Source organism: Trinickia symbiotica (assembly GCF_003028655.1).
In the GTDB taxonomy this organism is placed as follows: domain Bacteria; phylum Pseudomonadota; class Gammaproteobacteria; order Burkholderiales; family Burkholderiaceae; genus Trinickia; species Trinickia symbiotica_A.
This window is the reverse complement of sequence record NZ_PYUC01000027.1, coordinates 40,569-59,495: the sequence shown is the minus strand read 5'-3', so window position 1 is coordinate 59,495 and position 18,927 is coordinate 40,569. Positions and strand designations below refer to the sequence as shown.

At 65.3% G+C, this 18,927-nt stretch carries 22 protein-coding genes; 4 read left to right on the top strand and 18 right to left on the bottom strand.

Going from position 1 to position 18,927, the window contains the following annotated elements; translation table 11 throughout:
- Window positions 1-253: 253 nt before the first annotated feature.
- The 5 genes from C9I57_RS31165 to C9I57_RS31145 all read right to left on the bottom strand — a co-directional run bounded on the left by C9I57_RS31165 (window position 254) and on the right by C9I57_RS31145 (window position 5,889).
- Window positions 254-1,273: a LacI family DNA-binding transcriptional regulator gene (locus tag C9I57_RS31165; protein WP_107154363.1), complete on the bottom strand. Its 1,020-nt coding sequence runs from the start codon at window positions 1,271-1,273 to the stop codon at window positions 254-256.
- Window positions 1,274-1,397: 124 nt separating this feature from the next.
- A complete protein-coding gene (locus C9I57_RS31160; RefSeq protein ID WP_107154362.1) occupies window positions 1,398-2,444 on the bottom strand; it encodes an ABC transporter permease in 1,047 nt (348 codons plus the stop codon).
- Entirely contained in the window at window positions 2,441-4,027 is a 1,587-nt protein-coding gene (locus C9I57_RS31155; protein ID WP_258187921.1) for a sugar ABC transporter ATP-binding protein, read from the bottom strand. Before C9I57_RS31155 ends, C9I57_RS31160 begins: the two co-directional genes overlap by 4 nt.
- 313 nt (window positions 4,028-4,340) lie before the next feature.
- Window positions 4,341-5,327 carry a sugar ABC transporter substrate-binding protein gene (locus tag C9I57_RS31150; RefSeq protein ID WP_107154360.1) on the bottom strand — a complete coding sequence of 329 codons (987 nt, stop codon included), beginning with the start codon at window positions 5,325-5,327 and terminating at the stop codon, window positions 4,341-4,343.
- Window positions 5,328-5,607: 280 nt separating this feature from the next.
- On the bottom strand, window positions 5,608-5,889 hold the full coding sequence (locus C9I57_RS31145; RefSeq protein ID WP_107154359.1) for a hypothetical protein: 282 nt from the start codon (window positions 5,887-5,889) through the stop codon (window positions 5,608-5,610).
- 406 nt (window positions 5,890-6,295) lie between these two features.
- On the opposite strand from C9I57_RS31145, the gene C9I57_RS31140 reads away from it, so the two are divergent.
- Window positions 6,296-6,739 (top strand): hypothetical protein, encoded by a 444-nt coding sequence (locus C9I57_RS31140; RefSeq protein ID WP_107154365.1) that lies wholly within the window; start codon window positions 6,296-6,298, stop codon window positions 6,737-6,739.
- A gap of 147 nt (window positions 6,740-6,886) precedes the next feature.
- Window positions 6,887-7,486, top strand: coding sequence for a BPSL1445 family SYLF domain-containing lipoprotein (locus C9I57_RS31135; protein ID WP_107154358.1), 600 nt, complete (start codon window positions 6,887-6,889; stop codon window positions 7,484-7,486).
- Window positions 7,487-7,559: 73 nt separating this feature from the next.
- Here the strand turns inward: C9I57_RS31135 and C9I57_RS31130 are convergent, their stop codons facing one another.
- From C9I57_RS31130 to mltG, 7 genes are all read right to left on the bottom strand, one after another.
- Entirely contained in the window at window positions 7,560-8,627 is a 1,068-nt protein-coding gene (locus tag C9I57_RS31130; RefSeq protein ID WP_107154357.1) for a glycosyltransferase family 4 protein, read from the bottom strand.
- Window positions 8,628-8,858: 231 nt separating this feature from the next.
- Window positions 8,859-9,215, bottom strand: a complete 357-nt coding sequence (locus C9I57_RS31125; RefSeq protein WP_107154356.1) for a Rap1a/Tai family immunity protein — start codon at window positions 9,213-9,215, stop codon at window positions 8,859-8,861.
- 121 nt (window positions 9,216-9,336) lie between these two features.
- Window positions 9,337-10,128, bottom strand: coding sequence for an ankyrin repeat domain-containing protein (locus C9I57_RS31120; protein ID WP_107154355.1), 792 nt, complete (start codon window positions 10,126-10,128; stop codon window positions 9,337-9,339).
- A gap of 44 nt (window positions 10,129-10,172) precedes the next feature.
- Complete coding sequence (locus C9I57_RS31115) at window positions 10,173-10,964, bottom strand: TatD family hydrolase (protein WP_107154354.1); 792 nt, start codon at window positions 10,962-10,964, stop codon at window positions 10,173-10,175.
- Window positions 10,965-11,005: 41 nt separating this feature from the next.
- Window positions 11,006-12,037 carry a DNA polymerase III subunit delta' gene (locus tag C9I57_RS31110; RefSeq protein WP_107154353.1) on the bottom strand — a complete coding sequence of 344 codons (1,032 nt, stop codon included), beginning with the start codon at window positions 12,035-12,037 and terminating at the stop codon, window positions 11,006-11,008.
- A gap of 52 nt (window positions 12,038-12,089) precedes the next feature.
- Window positions 12,090-12,710 (bottom strand): dTMP kinase, encoded by a 621-nt coding sequence (tmk, locus tag C9I57_RS31105; protein ID WP_107154352.1) that lies wholly within the window; start codon window positions 12,708-12,710, stop codon window positions 12,090-12,092.
- On the bottom strand, window positions 12,711-13,724 hold the full coding sequence (gene mltG / locus C9I57_RS31100) for an endolytic transglycosylase MltG (protein ID WP_107154351.1): 1,014 nt from the start codon (window positions 13,722-13,724) through the stop codon (window positions 12,711-12,713).
- A 79-nt stretch (window positions 13,725-13,803) separates the two neighbouring features.
- Here mltG and ygfZ point away from each other — a divergent pair, with 79 nt between their 5' ends.
- Window positions 13,804-14,838, top strand: a complete 1,035-nt coding sequence (ygfZ, locus tag C9I57_RS31095; RefSeq protein WP_107154350.1) for a CAF17-like 4Fe-4S cluster assembly/insertion protein YgfZ — start codon at window positions 13,804-13,806, stop codon at window positions 14,836-14,838.
- Window positions 14,839-14,852: 14 nt separating this feature from the next.
- Window positions 14,853-15,680, top strand: a complete 828-nt coding sequence (locus C9I57_RS31090) for an NRDE family protein (RefSeq protein WP_107154349.1) — start codon at window positions 14,853-14,855, stop codon at window positions 15,678-15,680.
- On the opposite strand, the gene C9I57_RS31085 is transcribed toward C9I57_RS31090, so the two are convergent.
- The 6 genes from C9I57_RS31085 to C9I57_RS31060 all read right to left on the bottom strand — a co-directional run bounded on the left by C9I57_RS31085 (window position 15,677) and on the right by C9I57_RS31060 (window position 18,837).
- Window positions 15,677-16,153, bottom strand: coding sequence for a GNAT family N-acetyltransferase (locus tag C9I57_RS31085; RefSeq protein WP_107154348.1), 477 nt, complete (start codon window positions 16,151-16,153; stop codon window positions 15,677-15,679). The genes C9I57_RS31090 and C9I57_RS31085 overlap by 4 nt on opposite strands.
- Window positions 16,154-16,174: 21 nt before the next feature.
- On the bottom strand, window positions 16,175-17,032 hold the full coding sequence (locus C9I57_RS31080) for an SDR family oxidoreductase (RefSeq protein ID WP_107154347.1): 858 nt from the start codon (window positions 17,030-17,032) through the stop codon (window positions 16,175-16,177).
- A gap of 34 nt (window positions 17,033-17,066) precedes the next feature.
- A complete protein-coding gene (locus C9I57_RS31075; protein ID WP_107154346.1) occupies window positions 17,067-17,555 on the bottom strand; it encodes a PaaI family thioesterase in 489 nt (162 codons plus the stop codon).
- Between the two features lie 23 nt (window positions 17,556-17,578).
- On the bottom strand, window positions 17,579-17,881 hold the full coding sequence (locus C9I57_RS31070) for a Dabb family protein (protein WP_107154345.1): 303 nt from the start codon (window positions 17,879-17,881) through the stop codon (window positions 17,579-17,581).
- Between the two features lie 273 nt (window positions 17,882-18,154).
- Window positions 18,155-18,475: a helix-turn-helix domain-containing protein gene (locus C9I57_RS31065; RefSeq protein WP_107154344.1), complete on the bottom strand. Its 321-nt coding sequence runs from the start codon at window positions 18,473-18,475 to the stop codon at window positions 18,155-18,157.
- The gene (locus C9I57_RS31060; RefSeq protein ID WP_107154343.1) at window positions 18,472-18,837 is read right to left on the bottom strand and encodes a type II toxin-antitoxin system RelE/ParE family toxin; all 366 of its coding nucleotides are present in this window, start codon (window positions 18,835-18,837) and stop codon (window positions 18,472-18,474) included. Before C9I57_RS31060 ends, C9I57_RS31065 begins: the two co-directional genes overlap by 4 nt.
- Between the last annotated feature and the right edge of the window lie 90 nt (window positions 18,838-18,927).

Here is an 18,927-nt window from a genome sequence, read left to right as displayed (position 1 = left end):
AACCAGTCGGACAACGCCGCCAATGCGGGCGGTTATGCGGATTTCGTGCGCGAAGCCATTGCGGAAGCGGAGCACATCGCCGCGGGTGGGATCACGGACGGCGCGGGAGCACGTGCGTCGCCTCCGGTGCAGCATTCGCGGCGCACATGCGTCGTTCATACCGTGTTTAACGGCGTTGTCGTCGGTGCGCTTGAGGCACTTCGTGTCCAGAGCCCCCCCGAGGAAACCCGCGCCTCGGAGGCGCTACGCGCCGTCATGCGTCGAGCTCGACGCCCATGCAGACGGCCGTCGACTCGCGCAGCACGAGGCGCGGCGTAATGACGCGCCGGCGTGTCGGCCCGGTGAGTTCGCCGCAGATGCGCTCGATCAGCATCGCGGCCGCCGCCTCGCCGAGCGCGCGCACGGACTGGCCGACGGTCGAGAGCGCCGGATAGGTGTACCCGCTCAACTCGATGTCGTCGAAACCGATGATCGAGCACTGCTCCGGCACGCGAATGCCGCGTACGGCCGCGACGCGCAGCGCGCCGATTCCCATCATGTCGTTGCAAGCGAAGATGGCGGTCGGCTTGACCGTATCGAAGAGCTTTCCCGCCGCTTCCTGCCCGCCCCCGGCCGAAAAATCGCTTTCGACGATCGCGCTCGGCTCGATTTCGATGCCGCGTTCCGCCATGGCCCGAATGAAGCCGTGCACGCGCATGGCGCTCACCGCCGCTGTCACGGGCCCGGTGATGCACCCGATCCTTACGTGTCCGAGCTCGAGCAGATGCCGCGTCGCCAGATAAGCGCCGCGCTCGTGATCGATCTGAACCAGGTCGGCGGCGAGGCCCTCGATGTTGCGATCGACGACGACGAGCGGCTCGCGCGCGTCCGCGAGGCTTTCCGCCAGCACGGCATCGTCCCCGGCGGACGCCACGATGATTCCGTCCGTACGCTTTTCCTCCAGCACGCGCAGATAGTTGCGCTGCTTGGCCGGCTCGTCGTCGGAATTGCAGAAGAACATGCAATAGCCCGCGCGCGCGCAGCCGTCCTCGATGCCGCGCGCGAGCTCGGCAAAGTAAGGATTGGTGCTGTTCGGCACGACGAGCCCGATCGTTGCCGTCGAGCGCGCCTTCAATGAGCGCGCCACCGCCGACGGTACGTAGTTGAGCTGGCGGATGGCGCGCTCGACTTTCGCGCGCACGTCGGCCGATACCGGCCGCGTGTTGTTGACCACGTGTGATACCGTCGTGAACGACACACCAGCCATGGCTGCCACATCCTTGATCGTCGCCATAACCTGTTTCTCTCTCGCTTGTTTTTCTTGACCGGCGCAACGATGGCCGGCAACCCCGATTGTGCTTGTTTCTTCCGTCTTTGTCCGCCACGTTCCCCGCGTGGCGGACAAAGACGCCTTTCCATCAACCGCGCTTGCGCCGGCTGCGGTAGGTGTCGAGCACCACCGCGACGACGATCACGGCGCCCGTGATGATCCGCTTGGTCGGCTCGTTCGCGCCGATCTGCGCTAGCCCCGCCGCCAGCACCGAGATGATCAGCACGCCGAAGAAGGTGCTGATCACGGATCCGCGGCCGCCCATCAGGCTCGTGCCGCCTATCACGACTGCCGCGATGACCTGCAGCTCGAGCCCGGCGCCGGCATTCGGATCGGCTGCCTCGAGGCGTGACACCTGAAAAAGCGCCGCCAGACCCGAAAGCGCGCCCATCAGGGCGAACACGGCGACCTTGTAAGGTCGCGGATCGACGCCCGCCAGCCGGACGGCCTCCTCGTTCGTGCCGATGCCGACGAGATGGCGGCCGAACACGGTGCGCGTCAGTGCGAGCTGAGCGACGATCATGACGGCCACCGCGAGCAGAAATGCCGGAGAGATGCCCACCGCGATAGGATTCGACAGGAAATCGAACGCATCGCCGATATAGGCGGTGCGCGAATTCGTCATCTGATAGGCGAGCCCGCGCGCCGCCTCGAGCACGCCGAGCGAGACGATGAACGAGGGAATGCGCCAGCCGACTGTCACGGCACCCGTGATCGCCCCGGTCAGCGCCGCCGCCGCCATGCCGACGACCGCCGCGGGCAGCGCCGCCCATCCCCATTTGAGCGAAGCCACGCTTACGACCGAGGCCGCGAGGGCGAGCACCGAGCCGACGGACAAGTCGATTCCCGCGATGATCAGCACGAAGGTCATGCCGACCGACATGACGACCAGGTCAGGGATCTGGTTGGCGATCGTACTGAACGTTTCGTATGTCAGGAAATGCGAGCTCAAAAGCGAGAAGAGCGCAATCATCGCAAAGAGCGCACCGGCGAGCCCAAGGTAATTCGAAATGCCGAGCCGCGTGCCGGTCGGCCGCGCGCTCGCCGCTTCAGTCAGGAGCCCGGCGGCGGTTTCTTGCCGCACGCGGGACGGTTCGGCCTGCGCGCCGTCGGGGCGCGCCGATTGTTCGGTCATGACGGTCTCCGTGCGTTCAACGCGTTGGCGGGCGCTTGCGGTGCGCCCCCATTGCCCAGATGTCCGGCGAAAGCCGCCGCGAGCAGCGCATCCTGTGTCCAGCCGTCACGCTCGAAGATGCCGGTGAGACGTCCGGCCGACATGACGGCGATGCGGTCGCAAATCAGCATCAGCTCGCGCAGGTCGCTCGAGACGACGACGAGCGCGCGTCCTTCGCGCGAAAGCGCTCCCATCAGCCCGTAGATGTCGAACTTGGCGCCCACGTCGATGCCGCGCGTCGGCTCGTCGAAGAGCAGGACATTCGCGTCGCGCGCGAGCCACCGGCCGATCACCACCTTTTGCTGGTTCCCGCCCGAGAGCTCGGCGACCGGCTGCGCGGGCCCCGCGGCACGCACGTGCAACACTTGCATTTGCCGCCGGGCGAGTGCCGCCTCTCGGCGCCCGTCGATGAGTCCCCAACTCGCCACGCTCGCCGTATTGCCGAGCGACACGTTCGCGGCGATTGAGTGAGGCAGCAGCAGGCCCTCGCCCTTTCGGTCCTCTGTAATGAGCACGATGCCGTGCCTCACCGCATCGGCGGGCGAGCCGATGCGCACGGGCATGGGAGGCCGCCCGACGGACACCGTGCCGCGATCGGCCGTGTCCGCGCCGTAGATGAGCCGCATCAATTCCGTGCGACCGGCTCCGATCAGCCCGCTCACGCCAAAGATCTCACCCTCGCGGACTTCGAACGACACATCGCGGACGACGTCGCCGCGCCCGAGCGCTTCGACCCTGAGCAACGGCGCGCCGAGCTTGCGAACGCCCAACTCGATGCGCTCGCCGATCTCGCGTCCCACCATCTTCGTCACCAGCCGGTCGGTCGTGACGTCAGCCATCGCTCCCGCGTGGACGAGCCGACCGTCGCGCAGTACGGCTACCCGCTCGGCAATCCGCGCGAGCTCCTCGAGCCTGTGTGAAATGTAGACCACCGCGACGCCGCTTGCCTTCAATCGCTTGATTTGCTCGAACAGCAGGTCGACCTCGCGCGCGGTCAGCATCGCGGTCGGCTCGTCGAAAATGAGCAGGCGCGTCTCCCCGATCAGGTTGCGCGCGATCTCCACCATCTGCTGATGGCCGATGCCGAGCGAGCCGACCGGCGTGCCGGGGTCGATCGAGTCGAGTCCTACGCGCGCCATCGCGGCGCGCGCGTCGTCGGCGAGCCGACGGCGATCGACCCAGCCCAGCGCACGCGGTCCGCGCCGCGGCAGGCAATCGAAAAAGAGGTTCTCCGCCACCGACAGCGTCGGCAACAGGTTCAACTCCTGCATCACCATGCGCACGCCGAGCGCTTCGGCTTCCTGGCGGCTCGCCGGCGCATAGGGCCGGCCGCCCAGGCGCATCGTGCCCGTGGTCGGCGTCACGAGCCCGCCTATGATCTTGGACAGCGTGCTTTTGCCGGCGCCGTTTTCCCCGGTCAGGGCCAGCACCTCGCCCGCATGAAGCGCGAGCGTCACGTCGGCGAGAACGGGCTCGGCGTAGGTTTTGCCGATGCCGATCACTTCGAGCACTGCGTTCGTTTCGTCGTGGTCGATCGAATCCATCATCCGTGTTCTCGAGGCCGCCGTGGTCGCCGGCGACATCGCGTGTCGCGCTGCCGCATGACTTGCTCGGTCCCGGGTTGGGCCGGCCAAAGTCAGCGCGTCCGGTTCGCGCTCCTCCAGCCCTATACAACGCTAACGGCAGTGGCGGGCATTTCTTGAGTCAATTGGCTGACGAATTCGGCGCGGCTCGCGAATCCGCCGGAAGGCTTCCTTACGTTCCGCTGGCGGAGTTGGATCGGGCAGCGACCGCGGCCCCGCCCTGCCGCGTGCCGGGCGGGGCCGCGCCGCGCCGGCGGCAAGCCACTCCGAGTGACTACTTCGCGGCTGTCTGTGTGCCCGCCTTCGTCACCAGGTCGACGGGTGTTTCGACGACCTGCGACAGCTCGGACTGCTTCTTGTGCTCCTCGATCGCCTTCAGCGCGACGTCGATCCCGAATACGGCTTGCTTGGCCGCGTACTGATCCGCTGTCGCGAGCACTCGGCCGTCTTTGAGCATCGGCTTGATCGCGCCGATGTTGTCGTAGCCGACCACGTACACCTTGCCCTGCTTGCCGGCCGCGCGCACGGCCGAGACGGCGCCGATCGCCATATTGTCGTTGCCGCAGAGGAGCGCCTTCAAGTTCGGATATTGATTCAGCATCGCAGAGGCGATCGCGTTGCCTTTATCGATTTCCCACTCGCCAGACTGGACCGAATCGATCTTCGCGCCGACCTTCTGCATCGCGGCCTTGAAGCCGGCCGTGCGCTGCTGCGCGTTCGTCGTCGTCGACACGCCCTCGATGATGCCGACTTCGTCGCCGGCCTTGAGCTTCTTCGCGAGATAGTCGCCCACCTCCTCCGCGCCCTTCGCGTTGTCCGGGCCGACGAACGGTACGTTCAGATCCTTGGATTTCAGCACGTCGGGATCGAGCCGGTTGTCGATATTGACGACGATGATGCCGGCGTCGACCGCCTTTTTGACGACGGGCACAAGCGCCTTCGAATCCGCCGGTGCGAGCACGATCGCATCGACGTGCGAATTGATCATCTGTTCGACGATGTTGATTTGCGCCGCCGTGTCGGTTTCGTTCTTGATGCCGTTCGTGATCAGATCGAACTTGCTGGGATTGTGCTTCTGATAGTCCTTCGCGCCGGTCTCCATCGTCAGGAAGAATTCGTTGGCAAGCGATTTCATGACGAGTGCGACCTTGGGTTTCTTCGCTGTTTGCGCGATGGCCTCGGTCGCGGCGAGCGGCGTGAGCGCGATGGCGAAGAGCGTCGCGGCAGCGGCAACGAAGCGGCGACGGGTGCGATCATTCATGAGGTTCTCCTTTTCCTTTTATTCGGGCTCGCGAGAGCCGCGGTTTTTGATTCGGCCGCCTGCGTCAAACGTTTGCGGCTGCGGTGACTGAGCAAGGCGCCGAGCCCGGCGCGCATCGACAGGCGCGATCCGGCCCGCCTATGCTGTACCGTTTTAGCAGCGTACGCAAGGAGAGTTGATTTGGCATCGGTCGGGGGTTTCCCTGACCGACGCCGGAAGAAGACGTGAACGGGTCGCCGAGCCCTGCCGCGGACTCGACTCAAGGAGATTGGGGCGGCCGCTAGAGTTTATCGACCGAAGATCCGTCGACTTTCCCGTCGATGATGTCGCGGGCGTATTGCAGACCGATTTTGTGCGCCTCCAGTTGGTCGTCGAGCGGAGCGTGCTCGGGAACACCGAACATTTCCGCCTTCGCGCGCTCGCCGCGCGACTTGCGCGCGATCGTCACGACGATGTCGAAGCGACGCGGCGCGTCGGCCGGCTCGTCCGGCTCCTTGGCCCGCCGCAAAGCTTGAACGCCGATCGCGTATCCCTTGTACTGCTCGGTGAACGGCTCCAACATAGCTTGAACCCCCGTGCCACAGCACGAATGCGAATGGTTCGGCGCAAAGAAGCGGTCGAAAGAAGCGGTCGAGCGCCATCGGCTTCGCCCCGGCCCGCGCGCGCCGCGTGGTAGGCGGGCCGGTTGGGGCAGATGCAAGACCCATTCCCTGCCCAAAGCACAATCGGCGCGGCTTGCCGTCTTTGCGTCAGCCGCAAGTGCCTGCGCGCGAACGGCGGAGCCGGTGCGTCAAATGCCGGAAACATTGAAGAATTTACCGGTTGGTCCGCATTGTCTCCCCATGGCCGCGACGATTCGTCGCATTTCTTCTATGATGGCTGCCAAGACGGCCGCTTTCCCAATCGAAAACAGAAACGCCAAAGGCCGCCCTCTCGTCGTCGATGCGCAATGCATAGCGGAGGCAGGAATGGCATGGAGACACAACCGGTGGGTCAAGCGCTGGATCGTGACGATCCTCGTTTGGGCCGTGCCGGTGGCGATCGTCGCGGTCCACGAGATCCGCGAGGAAATGAGCTACAACATCGTCGATCGCGATCGCGCGCTGACGACGTGGGAATTCACCGACGGGCAGCGGGCGGCGGGCGCTCCTGCACGCTGTCATGGAACACCCGACGAGGCGCGCGCGGCCGGTTGTCCGCCGGACGTCCTCGCGGCCAACGCGCCGCGCCATCAAGCGGCGATCGACGAATACGCGCTGAGGCGAGATACGCTCGTGAGCTATCTCTGGCACGCGTTCGTCGGCTACTGGGTCGTGCCGGCGGCGTTTCTCTTCGCGCTGGGGGTCGTCATCGCGGGGATTCGACGCGCGCTGCGGCGGCCGCCGATCCCGAAGAGCTCGGCGCCACACTAAGCCGAATTCGGGACAGGTCCAGGCATGCGCTGTGCTTCGCCCTGTTCGTCACGCCTTCTCGCGCGAGCGGGAACGCATGACTGCGTTCCGATTATCGTCCAGGCCTGCCGTTGCAGGTTTGACCGACGGATACCCACGGAGAGAGCCATGCAAAAAGGAAGTTTCGTACTGAAGGCGGCGGGTGCCGTCGTGGCCGGCAGCTTGGTGCTCGCGGGCTGTACGGCAACCACCAATAAGGGCAATCCGGTGGGCGAAAGCCCCGGCACCAATGCGTCCAAGCGCCAGGACATCAATGCCGGCGTCGATGCCACGCTCTCGCGCATGTACGCGCAAGTGCCCGGCTCCCGGGAGCTGGTGTCTCGCGCGCGCGGCGTCCTCGTGTTCCCGCGCGTCCTACAGGCCGGGTTCGTCGTCGGCGGCGAATATGGCGAGGGCGCGCTACGTACGGGCGGGACCACTTACGCCTACTACAATCTCGTTTCCGGTTCGTTCGGCCTGCAGGCCGGCGCGCAATCGAAAGCCGTCGTCTTCCTCTTCATGACCGACGATGCGCTGAAATCGTTCGAATCGCGTCAAGGCTGGTCCGCGGGCGGCGATGCGTCGGTTGCGCTGCTGAAGATGGGGGCCAACGGGGCCGTCGATACGACGTCGGCGACTAAGCCGGTCCAGGTCATCGTCCTGACGAATGCAGGGCTCATGGCCGACCTCTCGCTGCAAGGCATGAAAATCACGCGCATCAACATCTGATGCGTGTCTTCATCGCGCGGCGCGCAGGCGCCGCGCGCCTTTCCTGCTTCCCTTCCCCGCCGGCGCTCGCGCCTCAGGTCGAGGCCGAATCGATCACCTTGAAGCGCGAGCGCTTCTGCGCGCGAATCACCGTCTGATAGGCGGCGAGATACTGTCTCGCCATGTGATGCGAGGTGAAGCGCTCTTCGAAGCGCCTGCGCACGGCTTCGCGCGGCAGCATGTGGAGCCGGTTGACGGCCGCCACCGCGCTGATTTCATCCTCCACGATGAAGCCCGACACCCCCTCGTCGATGACCTCGGGCACCGAGCCGCGATTGAACGCGATGACGGGCGTGCCGCAGGCCATCGCCTCGATCATGACGAGCCCGAACGGCTCCGGCCAATCGACGGGAAAAAGAAGCGCGTGTGCGCCCGACAGGAATTCGGCCTTCTGATCGTCGGCGATTTCGCCGATGTACTCGACGTGGGGCAAGTCGAAGAGCGGCTTGATTTCGCGGTCGAAATACTCCCGATCGGCGGCGTCGATCTTGGCCGCGATGCGGATCGGCAACCCGCAGTGGGCGGCGATGCGAATCGCGATATCAACGCGCTTTTCAGGCGAGATGCGGCCGAGAAACGCGAGGTACCTTTGCTCGGTCGGCTGCGGCTGATAAAGCCTCTCAGGCAGGCCGTGATAGACGGTCGTGAGCCATTTCGCCTGCGGCAACGGCTGGCGCTGCGCGTTCGAGATCGAAATGACGGGCGCTGTGTTGAACGTATCGAAGACCGGCTGCTGTTCCGGCAAGTCGAGCCGCCCGTGCAGCGTCGTGACGAACGGCGTTTCCTGCCGCTTGAACAGCGAAAACGAGTAGTAATCCATGTGGAAGTGCAGCACGTCGAACTCTTCGGCACGGCGGCGCACGAGTTCCATCAGCAGCATGTGGGGCGCCACGCGGTCGCGGATCGCGGGATCGAGACGCAGCGCGCGCGGCCAGACGGCTTCCAGCTTGGCGGTCGTCTTCGAATCGCCGCTTGCGAAGAGCGTGACGTCATGGCCGAGTTCGACGAGCGCCTCGGTGATGTACGAGACGACGCGCTCGGTGCCGCCATAGAGCCGCGGCGGCACGGATTCGGTGAGCGGTGCGATCTGCGCTATTTTCATTGCCTGCACTCCATGCGAACGAGGGTTGGTTCGCCGATCCGGCAAACGTTTGATGGCGCAACCGACGCGCAAGACGAGCGGGCCACGGCGTTCGTGAGCCCCGCCCGCCGTCCGCGGCGCGCTGACCTCCATTATTCCGTACGGCTCCCGCAAGCCAATGCACCGTTTTCACTTATTCCCCGCTGTTACAGTCGAGAAACAATCGGCAAGCATTTGAGGGTGCGTCCCGCGTCAGTCGCGTCCTTTGCAGGGATAGGCCTTACCGAGACCGAGCGAGACGACCGTGCTCGCGTTGTAATCGCCGGCCCGCGGGTCTTCCGCCACGTACTTGCGGACGGCATCGACGAGCGATTGCGGCGTTGTCTTCGGCGGCAGGCAGAAGTACTGGCCGACCCGGGGGCCCGTGGTGCCGCCAATCGCGTCGATCGTGTTGTAGACGCCGTCGGCCGCGCCCTGCACATAGCCCTTGCAGGCATTGCGCGAAGCGATGTCTGTTTGAGCGCACAGCTTGGTGAGTTGCGCTCCCGTGAACGCGAGCGCCGAAATTGGCGCGGCGAGCGCACTGAGGCATATCAAAGCCCGCAACATGGTTTTCCTTTTCTCCGAGCGATGAACGTGCGGCCACCCCAGCCCGGCGCAAGGCCTGAGCCTCGCGCCTCGTGTCCGCCGGGGACACCGTGATGGCACGGCCCTCGCCGCGCCAGGACGCTCATTTTGCACTGTTTTGCCCCGCGGCAGGCACCCCGCTCGATGCCGCTTGCTCTCGCGCGAACATGTCCTGAAGCGCCGCGGTGGCATCCTTGGCTTGATAGCGCTTGGCAAAATCGAGCGCCGTCATGCCGATCTGGTTCTTCAGCTTGGCATCGGCCCCACCGTCGAGCAGCACCTTCATCGTCGTCACGTGATTGCCGCGCGCCGCCATCATCAGCGGCGTCGTGCCGTTCGGCGATGCGGCGTCGATATAGGCCGAATTGTCGATCAGCAGCTTCGCGATGTCGTCGTGACCGTTCGCGGCGGCATAGTGCAGCGGCGCCCAGCCTTTCTTGTTGACTTCCGCACCTTTGGCGATGAGCAGCTTCACGAGATCGGCGTCGCCGTTCAGCGCGGCCAGCATCATCGCGTTCTCGTCGTGGGCGTCGAGTTTCTCGATATCGGTGTTCGGGTTGTCGATGAGCAGCTTCGCGACGTTGTCCGATTTCTCGCGCGCCGCGAGCACCAGGAGCGGCATGCCTTCGTCGTCGATCGTGTTCGGATCCATGCCGCGCTTGAGCAGCTTCGTCACTGCCGAGACATCGTCGAACTTCACGGCCTTGATGATCGCGTCCTTATCGGTCGCATGAGCCTGGCCCGCCATCGTCAGAGCCAGGATCGGGGCCGCCCAAGCCACCAAGAGGCGGCGCAGGCTCAACGCCCTCCCGGACCGCCGATTCTGCCGCAGCGGGGCCGTTACACCGAAGCGCGATATGGCCGAAATCATCGTGAGCGTGTTCATCTGCACCATCTTTTCCTTTCTATTGCCTGACAGCAGGCGTCGAGTGTCGAGGATCAGTCCGCGCGCGGCGCCGCCGCCGCGAAGAGCCGGAAGAAATTGCCCGTCGTCGCCGCGCCGAGTTCCGCCTCGGGCATCGCGCGAAGCTGCGCGATGAAGCGTCCGACATGGCTGACGTACGCAGGTTCATTGGACTTGCCCCGGTGAGGCACCGGAGCGAGATACGGCGAATCGGTTTCGATGAGCAGCCGCTCGAGCGGAACGCGGCGCGCAACGTCTTGCACGTCGAGCGCGTTCTTGAACGTGACGATGCCCGAGAGCGAGATGTGGAAGTTCTGCGCAAGCGCGCGCTCGGCGATGGGCCATGGCTCGGTGAAGCAATGCATGACGCCGCCGGGCTCGTGCGCATGCTCTTCGGCCATGATGCGCAAGGTATCGTCGGCCGATGCGCGCGTATGAACGATGAGCGGCTTTTGCGTCGCGCGCGCGGCGCGAATGTGCGTGCGGAAACGCTCCCGCTGCCATTCCATATCGGCGATCGAACGTCCTTCGAGACGGTAATAGTCGAGGCCCGTCTCGCCGATGGCGACGACTTTCGGATGTCCGGCCAGCTCGACGAGCTCGGCGACGGTCGGCTCGCGCGCGTCTTCATGGTCGGGGTGCACGCCGACGGAAGCGAAGACGTTTTCGTATTCGGCCGCGATCGCGAGCACCGAGGGCAGCGTCTCCAGATCGACGCTCACGCAAAGCGCATGCGTCACTTGATGCGTCTTCATGTTCTCGAGCACCTGCGGCAGGCGGTCGCCGAGGCCCTCGAAATTGATATGGCAGTGGGAATCGACAAACATCGTGAAAGGGCTCGTGTTGGTCAAGGGGTGCAAAGGCCGCGTCAGATGAACAACTCCCGGTAGCCGATGAAGAGCGCCTCGAATACGAGGCGCGCGTTGAGCGGATGATTTTCGACCGCCCGCTCGCGCGTGACGGTCCGCAAGTAGCGCGCGAATGCGTTGGCGTCGACGCGCGCGGCGCAGCGCGCGAGCTCGCGCTCGGCCGCCGGGAAGTAGCGCGGACGGCGAGCCGTGCGCTCGGCGAGCAGATCGTACAGCCAGCGCTGCAGCCAGCCGAGCACAACGGGTACCGGTAGTTTCTGCAGCGCCTCGCCGCAGGCAAACGCGTCGCATTCGGGGCCCGCCGCGAGCTGCTTCAGCGCGAAATCGCGCAGCGCGCGGTTCTCATCGGCCGCGAGTGCGAGCGCCGCGAGCGGCGCACCGCCCGCTTCGGCGAGCAATGCGGCGCCCTCGTCAACGCCTTGGCTCGCGAGCCATTCGGTTGCCAGGTCGGCCGACGGTGTAGGCATCGGCCATTGACGGCAGCGGCTGACGATCGTCGGCAACAGGCGATCGATGCGTGCCGATACGAGCAGGAACACGACGCCGGGCGGCGGTTCTTCGAGTGTTTTCAAGAGTGCGTTGGCGGCCGCCGCGTTCAGCGCCTCGGCCGGATAGACGAGCACGACGCGCGCGCCCCCCCGGTGCGCGCCGACGCCGCAAAAATCGAGCAGCCCGCGCACTTGCTCGATCTTGATTTCCTTGCTCGGTGCGCGCGTCTTCTTGCCATCGTCCGCGTCGCTTTTCTCGTCGGACGGTGCGGCGCCGCCTGCGCCGAGCTCCGCTGCGAGCGCCTCCGGTGCAAGCGCGCGGTAGTCGGGATGGTTGCCTTGGACGAACCAGTTGCAGGCGAGACAAGCGCGACATGGCTCGCCGTTTTCTCGCGGCGCCTCGCAAAGGAGACCCTGCGCGAGGTGCTGCGCGAAATGCAGTTTGCCGATCCCTGCCTGCCCGTGCAGCAGCAACGCGTGCGGCCATTGCGCGCGCAGCCTTTGCAGGCGGTTCCAGTCGTCGAGCTGCCAGGGGTAAATCATGATCGGGTCTTCCCGTTGGGCCTCGTTGCTTCGGGGTTCGGAAGGGGCACGCTCACATCGTGGCGATGAGCTCGTCGAGTGTCTTGCGGATGCGCTCGATGCTTTGCGTCGCATCGATGATCGCGAACCGGTACGGCGCCTCGTCCGCGCGCCGCAGGTACTCGGCGCGCGTGCGCTCGAAAAACGCCTCCGTCTCGCTCTCGAACTTGTCCGGCGAGCGTACGGCACTGCGCCGCTTGCTGGCCGTCTGCGGCGGCACGTCGAAGAGCACCGTCAGATCCGGCTGAAACCCGCCCTGCACCCAGCGCTCGAGTGTCTCGAGCTTGTCGCGCGGCAAGCCGCGCCCGCCGCCCTGGTAGGCGAAGGTCGCATCGCTGAAGCGGTCGCTCAGCACCCAGTCGCCGCGCGTCAGCGCCGGCTCGATCACCTGCGCGAGGTGCTCGCGCCGCGAGGCGAACATCAGGAGCGCTTCGGTCTCCAGATCCATCCGGCGATGCAACAGGAGCTCGCGCAAGGACTCGCCGAGCGGCGTGCCGCCAGGCTCGCGAGTGACGATGACGGCCCGCCCGCTCGCATCGAGCTTTTCCTCGAGCCGGTCGCGAAACCAGGCGAGATGGGTCGTCTTACCCGCGCCGTCGATCCCTTCGAACGTAATGAATTTGCCTCGCGCCATTTATTGTTGACCTCGAATGTACTTGTCGACGGCCTTGTTGTGGTCGCCGAGCGTATCGGAAAATACACTGCTCCCGTCGCCTCGCGAGACGAAGTAAAGCGCGCTCGTCTGCGCGGGGCGCATCGCCGCTTCGAGCGCCGCCGCGCCGGGCAGCGCGATCGGCGTCGGCGGCAAGCCGCGGCGCGTGTAGGTGTTGTAAGGCGTGTCGCTCTGCAGATCGTGCTTGCGCAGGTGGCCCGCGTATCCGTCGCCCAAGCCGTAGATGACGGCAGGGTCCGTCTGCAACGGCATGCCGAGCCGCAGCCGGTTCGCGAAGACGGCGGCGACGAGCGGACGATCGGACGACTTGCCTGTCTCTTTCTCGACGAGCGAGGCCATCGTCAGCGCCTCATAAGGCGACTGATAGGGCAAGCCGGGCTCGCGCTCGGCCCAAGCCCGCAAAAGCTGCTGCTGCATCAGGCGATAGGCGCGGCGATAGACGTCGAGGTCGCTCGCGCCTTTATCGAAAAGATAGGTGTCCGGGAAGAACAGTCCCTCCGCGTTCGTGACGGCCGTCTCTGAGGCGCCGATCGCGGCCAGGAGCTGCGCGTCGCTCATACCGGCCGTATCGTGCTTGAGCGACGGATCGGCGTCGAGTTCGGCCCGCATGCGCTTAAACGTCCAGCCTTCGATGATCGTGACGACGTCCTCGTTCGTATCGCCGAGCGCGAGCTTTTGCAGGACCTCGTAGGGCGTGACGCCGCTCTTGAACTCGTAGTTGCCCGACTTCAGCCGGCTTTGCAGGCCGAGCGCGCGCGTCATCAATATGAAAGGCTCGGGCGCGAACGGCACGCCGCCGCGAATCAATTGCTGCGCGACACTGCGTACGCTGCTGTGCGGCTTGATCGTCACGTCGACGACGGGCGCCACGAGCGCGACAGGCTTCATCGCCCAGTAGTAGCCGCCTCCAACGAGCGCGGCAAGCGCAATGACTGCGACTGCCCCGAGAGCGAGGCATTTCTTCAGAAGGGACATGCGGAACGTGGCTCAGGTAGACCTCATATAATAACTTGATCGCATCCGCCAAAGTCAGGATTGACTGAAGTCCCATTCCATGAACGTCCCCACCGTACCCGCAAATCCGAACCCCGCCACGCTTCCCGCCGCGCCGCGGCCCCAATCGGCCGAATTCGAATCGGTTCTCGCGCGCGGCGCCTTCATGCGGCTCGATCAATTCGGCGTGATCGAGACGACGGGCGACGACGCCGCGACATTCCTCCATGGGCAGCTCACGAACGATGTCCAGCATCTCGACGCGGCGAGCGCCCGGCTTGCCGGCTACTGCTCGGCCAAGGGACGGCTGCTCGCGACGATGCTCGCCTGGCGCGCGGGCGAGGCGATTCGGCTGATGCTGGCGAAAGACGTTTGCGCAAGCGTGCAAAAGCGTCTGTCGATGTTCGTTCTGCGCGCAAAGGCGAAACTCGTCGACGTAACCGGCAACGTAGCCGTCGTCGGCTTCGCGGGTGACGTGCGCGCGGCGCTTTCGGCCGTTTTCGACGCACTGCCCGACGGCGTGCACGTGCAAGTCGGCGGACCGGCCGGCGCCCTGATCCGCGTGCCCGATGCACTCTCGCGCCCGCGCTACCTCTGGATCGGACCGAAGGACGAGGTCGAGGCGCGCCTGCCCGCGCTCGAGGAAAGGCTCACGCGAGCCAGTCCTGCCGTCTGGGATTGGCTCGACATCCGCGCCGGCGAAGCGCGCATCACGCAAGCCGTGGTCGAGCAGTTCGTGCCGCAGATGGTTAACTACGACGTGATCGGCGCGGTAAATTTTCGCAAGGGATGTTACCCGGGGCAGGAAGTCGTCGCGCGCAGCCATTATCGCGGCACGATCAAGCGGCGTACCGCCCTCGCGCATTTCGGCGATGCCGCGGGCGTGGTTCCGGGCCGCGAGGTGTTTCACTCGGCCGATCCGGCTCAGCCTTGCGGCATGATCGTCAACGCTGCCGCAGCCCCGCAAGGCGGTTTCGACGCGCTCGTCGAAATCAAGCTGGCCGCGCTCGACGAAGGCTCTGTCCATCTCGGCGCGGCCGATGGCCCGGTGCTCGCGTTCGAGCCGTTGCCGTACGCTTTGCCGACCGAGGTCTGAGCCGCCCTACCCATATGTGTCTCATCGTCTTCGACTGGCGGCCCGATGCCGAGCGCGGCCCGCTTTTCACGCTGGCCGCCAACCGCGACGAGTTTTTTCGTCGCACGACCGCTCCGCTCGATTGGTGGCGGGACGCGCCGCACCTGCTCGCGGGGCGCGATCTCGAAGGCGGCGGTACGTGGCTCGGGCTGTCGCGCGATGGTCGTTTCGCGGCGCTGACGAATTACCGGGCGCCGCGCGACGTTCGGCCCGGAGCGCCGACGCGCGGCGCGCTCGTCGCCGGTTTTCTGACGGGGGCGGCGCTCGCGCCGCTCGATTATTTGCGAGAAGTGGCCGAGCGAGGCGCGATTTACAACGGGTTCAACCTGATCGTCGGCGACTTCCGCAGGCGCGAGTTAGGTTGGTACTGCAACCGCGGCGAGGCTTCCCCCGTTCTCGTGCGGGCCGGGACGCATGGCATCTCGAATGCGGTGCTCGATACGCCTTGGCCTAAGCTCGTGCGCAAGCGTGCCGAGTTGGCCGAACTCGTCGCCCTCGACCGAGAGGCGAAGCTGGCCGAGCTGATCGAGTTGATGCGCGATAGGCGGATGGCGAGGGACGACGAACTGCCCGCAACGGGCATTCCGCTCCAGCGCGAGCGCGCGCTTTCGGCCGCCTTCATCGAAACGCCCGACTACGGTACGCGCGGCACGACTGCCCTGCGTGTATCGGCGAACGGCGCGCGCCTCGAGGTGGAGATTGTCGAACGCAGCGACGATGACGGCTCTCATCATGTCGTGCGGCCCGGTGGCGTCGAGCGGCACTTCAGCTTCGATATAGAGCTTGTCGACTCGGGAGGCTAGCGAGTATTCGAGGCGCCACTGTGCGCTTCGGGCGGGATGGTCAGAAGGCGCCGCATCTCGACGTGCTCGACGCCGGCCTCTTCGAACGGGTCGCCCATCTTGGTAAAGCCATGCAGCTCGTAGAACGGCACGACGCGGGATTGCGAATAGAGCCACACCGCCGCGTCGCCCCGGTCGGCCGCGTGCGCGATCAACGTGCGCAGCATGCATGAGCCGATTCCGCGGCGGCGCGCTTCCTCGAGCACCGCGAGCCGGCCGATCGCTCCGCCGGGCAAGAGCCGGCCCGTGCCGACGGGCCGGCGCCCGCGATCGGAAGCGCGATACGCGACGACGTGCAGCGCATCGAGGTCGGCATCGTCCCACTCGTGCAGCGCCGCGATGCGCTGCTCACGGAAGAAAACGGCGTCGCGAACGAGCGTCGCGTCAGCGCCGAGCCTCGGCCAGTCGCCTGTCTCCACCGTGAATTCGCTCATTGCATACGAGCCTCAAGATCTTCAGTCGGTGCGCGGATGCTCCATCGGGTCGCTAGGCGCGCGCAACTGCTCGATGTCGTCGTGGCGCGTCCGAATGCTAGACAGGATGTCCGGTTGCGGAAACACGTAAAACCGTTGCTCGCGCACGGCATCGAATGCCGCCTCCGCAATTTCCGCGGCGCTTAGCCGTCCCGCGCGCACCGCCTTGCGCAGTTCCCGGGTCGCGAGGATTTGCGAGGCCGATCGTGCCCCTTCATTGCGCCAGCGAGCGGGCCGGGCGCGCTCCGCATCGGCGATGCCCGTGGGCGCGAACGTCGGGCAGAGCAGCGAGCACCCGATGGGTGCCGCGACCTGGCGCAGATCTTGGTAAAGCGTCTCGGTCAGTCCGACGACGGCATGCTTCGACGCATTGTAAACGCCCATCATCGGCGGCGCGAGAAAACCGGCGACGGAGGCGGTGTTGACGATATGCGCGGGCTCGTCCTGGCGCAACATGATCGGCGTGAAAACGCGCACCCCGTGGGCCACGCCCAGCACGTTGACGCCCATCACCCAGGCCCAATCGTTCGCGCTCATTTCCCAGACGAAGCCGCTCGCGCCTACCCCCGCGTTGTTGAACAGCAGGTGCGCTTTGCCGTAGACCGCAAGCGTGCGCTCGGCGAGCGTCTCGACCGAGCTGCCGTCGGACACGTCGGTCGGCACGCCGATCGCTTCGGCGCCCGTCGCCGTCAGGGCATCGACGACGCCGGCGAGTGCTTGCGCATCCACGTCGGCCAGCACGAGTTTCATGCCGAGCGTGGCGGCTTTTTCGGCAAACGCGCGGCCGAGACCGCTCGCGGCGCCGGTGATGACGGCAATCCTGCCGTCGAAATGGTCCATCCGCTCTCCCCTTTGTCGAGACCGGCCGGCCTGCTTAGGCGTCGCTCGGTCCCGGCTTGCCCGCGGGCGTTCGGCGGCGTCGCTGCTCGACGACGTCGCGCCCAACCGCGAGCCGGCGCATGTATTTGAAGGTGCCGAGCGCTTTTGCAACGAAATGGCCCTCGCTGTCACGGACTTCGCCTTCGCAATAGGCCATAGTCGTCGAGCGATGGAGCACGCGTCCGTATGCACGCAGTTCGCCGCGCCCGGGCTGCATGAAGTTGATTTTCATTTCGACAGTGACGACGCCGACACCATCATCGGTGAGGCTGCGCGCCGCCGTGGCCAGTGCGACGTCGGCGAGCGTCATCGTGACGCCGCCGTGCGCGATCCGCCACGTGTTCAGATGCGGTTCGTCGAGTGCGAGAACGACTTCACTCACGCCGTCCGCGGCTGAGACGAGGCGCACGCCGAGGTGGTCGACGAACGGGCTCTCGATTGCCTGCGGATGCGGGTCGCCACTCGCGGAATGGTTTTCGGACATTTCAGTACGCGCCGGGCCGCTCGTCAGACTTCGTAGTCGACGCACTCGCGGGTTTCGCGCACTTTGCCGACGAATGCCTTCAGTGCTTCGTGCGTTGGGTGGACCTGATAGGCGTCGAGCGCCGCCTTGTCGGCGAAATCGGACACGAGGACGACATCGTAAGTCGATTCGAGCCCCGGGGCGGCGATGCCGACGTCCAGCTGCAATATGCCTGGGACGATGTCTCGGCATCCCTCGAGTTTTTCCTTGAGCTTGCGCGCGTTTTCGGCGCGCGTCGCGCCTTCGGCCGTTTCTTTCAGCTTCCACATCACGATGTGTCTAATCACGGTTCGTCGACCTCAATTGAAGTGTTTTGGAAAAAGGGTGCCGCGGGGCGCCGCCGGGACATTGGCCGTCCTCGATAAGCTCGCTGGCAAGGTGCGGCTATGTAAAGGGTCGCGGTATAGTCCGACGCTCAGTTTACAGGAAGGCCGCGGACCTCGTGACCGAGCGTGCGCGCGGGCAAAGAAGGATAAGCGTTTGGGTAGTTTTGCGCGTATCCAAACCCGAGACCATTCACTCCGGGTCTATGCCGTGCCTTTCAGCGTGAAGTCGACGTGTCATGCTGCGACAGTGATGCCGGGTGTATGAGTCCGCCGCGCGGGCTGGACTACGATCTCCACATGCTGATCCAGCGACACAAGCGCGTGCATTAACCGCTCCAGCGAAATGTTCTGGAGCTTGTACCGGCGAATCTGGGACACCTTGGGCTGAGTCATGCCGGTGATCGCGGCGGCTTCCGTCTGGCTGAGACCACGCTGATCAATCAGATTGTTGAGCTTGAGCGCCAGCGCCGCCTTTGCCGACAATTCTTCAGCATCGTGGAAACCGAGGTCCAGCAGCACGTTGCCAGTGCCTCGAGGGATGACTTTGCGACTCATCGCGTTCTCCCGCTCGCCTCGTAGCGGGCAAGCACTACCTTCAACCGCTTCTCTATCAGCTCAACGTCCGGCTGCGGTGTGGCAATACCGGTCTTGGACTTCTTCTGAAACGCATGCAGCACATGTACCGCATCACCAATCCGGACCGTATAGACCGCGCGGAAGGTGTCGCCTCGATGGTCTTCCACCAGTTCATACACCCCGGAGCCGAGACCCTTCCACGGCTTCGCCGAGTCAGGTGTGCCACCCAACTGGACCACGAAGAGCGCCACGCCCATGTCTTTCTGCACATCGATAGGAAACTCTTTGAAATCCTTCTTGGAGGAGCCCTCCCAATAAAGGAGCTTGCGTTTCTCAAACATTGATTATATCCGTTCAGATATAGATGGCAAGCGCCGGAATTGCGGTGAAAGCGATACGACGCTTCTGACGCAGCAACTCGGGTGGCGGCC

Bases quoted from the DNA above. Each gene is read 5' to 3' on its own strand.
- C9I57_RS31085 (WP_107154348.1), bottom strand. From the start codon at position 16,153: ATGAGCGAATTCACGGTGGAGACAGGCGACTGGCCGAGGCTCGGCGCT.
- mltG (WP_107154351.1), bottom strand. From the start codon at position 13,724: ATGTCCCTTCTGAAGAAATGCCTCGCTCTCGGGGCAGTCGCAGTCATT.
- C9I57_RS31165 (WP_107154363.1), bottom strand. From the start codon at position 1,273: ATGGCGACGATCAAGGATGTGGCAGCCATGGCTGGTGTGTCGTTCACG.
- C9I57_RS31120 (WP_107154355.1), bottom strand. From the start codon at position 10,128: ATGGTGCAGATGAACACGCTCACGATGATTTCGGCCATATCGCGCTTC.
- C9I57_RS31155 (WP_258187921.1), bottom strand. From the start codon at position 4,027: ATGGATTCGATCGACCACGACGAAACGAACGCAGTGCTCGAAGTGATC.
- C9I57_RS31130 (WP_107154357.1), bottom strand. From the start codon at position 8,627: ATGAAAATAGCGCAGATCGCACCGCTCACCGAATCCGTGCCGCCGCGG.
- C9I57_RS31160 (WP_107154362.1), bottom strand. From the start codon at position 2,444: ATGACCGAACAATCGGCGCGCCCCGACGGCGCGCAGGCCGAACCGTCC.
- C9I57_RS31090 (WP_107154349.1), top strand. From the start codon at position 14,853: ATGTGTCTCATCGTCTTCGACTGGCGGCCCGATGCCGAGCGCGGCCCG.
- C9I57_RS31110 (WP_107154353.1), bottom strand. From the start codon at position 12,037: ATGATTTACCCCTGGCAGCTCGACGACTGGAACCGCCTGCAAAGGCTG.
- C9I57_RS31080 (WP_107154347.1), bottom strand. From the start codon at position 17,032: ATGGACCATTTCGACGGCAGGATTGCCGTCATCACCGGCGCCGCGAGC.
- C9I57_RS31060 (WP_107154343.1), bottom strand. From the start codon at position 18,837: ATGTTTGAGAAACGCAAGCTCCTTTATTGGGAGGGCTCCTCCAAGAAG.
- C9I57_RS31150 (WP_107154360.1), bottom strand. From the start codon at position 5,327: ATGAATGATCGCACCCGTCGCCGCTTCGTTGCCGCTGCCGCGACGCTC.
- C9I57_RS31115 (WP_107154354.1), bottom strand. From the start codon at position 10,964: ATGTTTGTCGATTCCCACTGCCATATCAATTTCGAGGGCCTCGGCGAC.
- C9I57_RS31065 (WP_107154344.1), bottom strand. From the start codon at position 18,475: ATGAGTCGCAAAGTCATCCCTCGAGGCACTGGCAACGTGCTGCTGGAC.
- tmk (WP_107154352.1), bottom strand. From the start codon at position 12,710: ATGGCGCGAGGCAAATTCATTACGTTCGAAGGGATCGACGGCGCGGGT.
- C9I57_RS31135 (WP_107154358.1), top strand. From the start codon at position 6,887: ATGCAAAAAGGAAGTTTCGTACTGAAGGCGGCGGGTGCCGTCGTGGCC.
- C9I57_RS31145 (WP_107154359.1), bottom strand. From the start codon at position 5,889: ATGTTGGAGCCGTTCACCGAGCAGTACAAGGGATACGCGATCGGCGTT.
- C9I57_RS31125 (WP_107154356.1), bottom strand. From the start codon at position 9,215: ATGTTGCGGGCTTTGATATGCCTCAGTGCGCTCGCCGCGCCAATTTCG.
- C9I57_RS31140 (WP_107154365.1), top strand. From the start codon at position 6,296: ATGGCATGGAGACACAACCGGTGGGTCAAGCGCTGGATCGTGACGATC.
- ygfZ (WP_107154350.1), top strand. From the start codon at position 13,804: ATGAACGTCCCCACCGTACCCGCAAATCCGAACCCCGCCACGCTTCCC.
- C9I57_RS31075 (WP_107154346.1), bottom strand. From the start codon at position 17,555: ATGTCCGAAAACCATTCCGCGAGTGGCGACCCGCATCCGCAGGCAATC.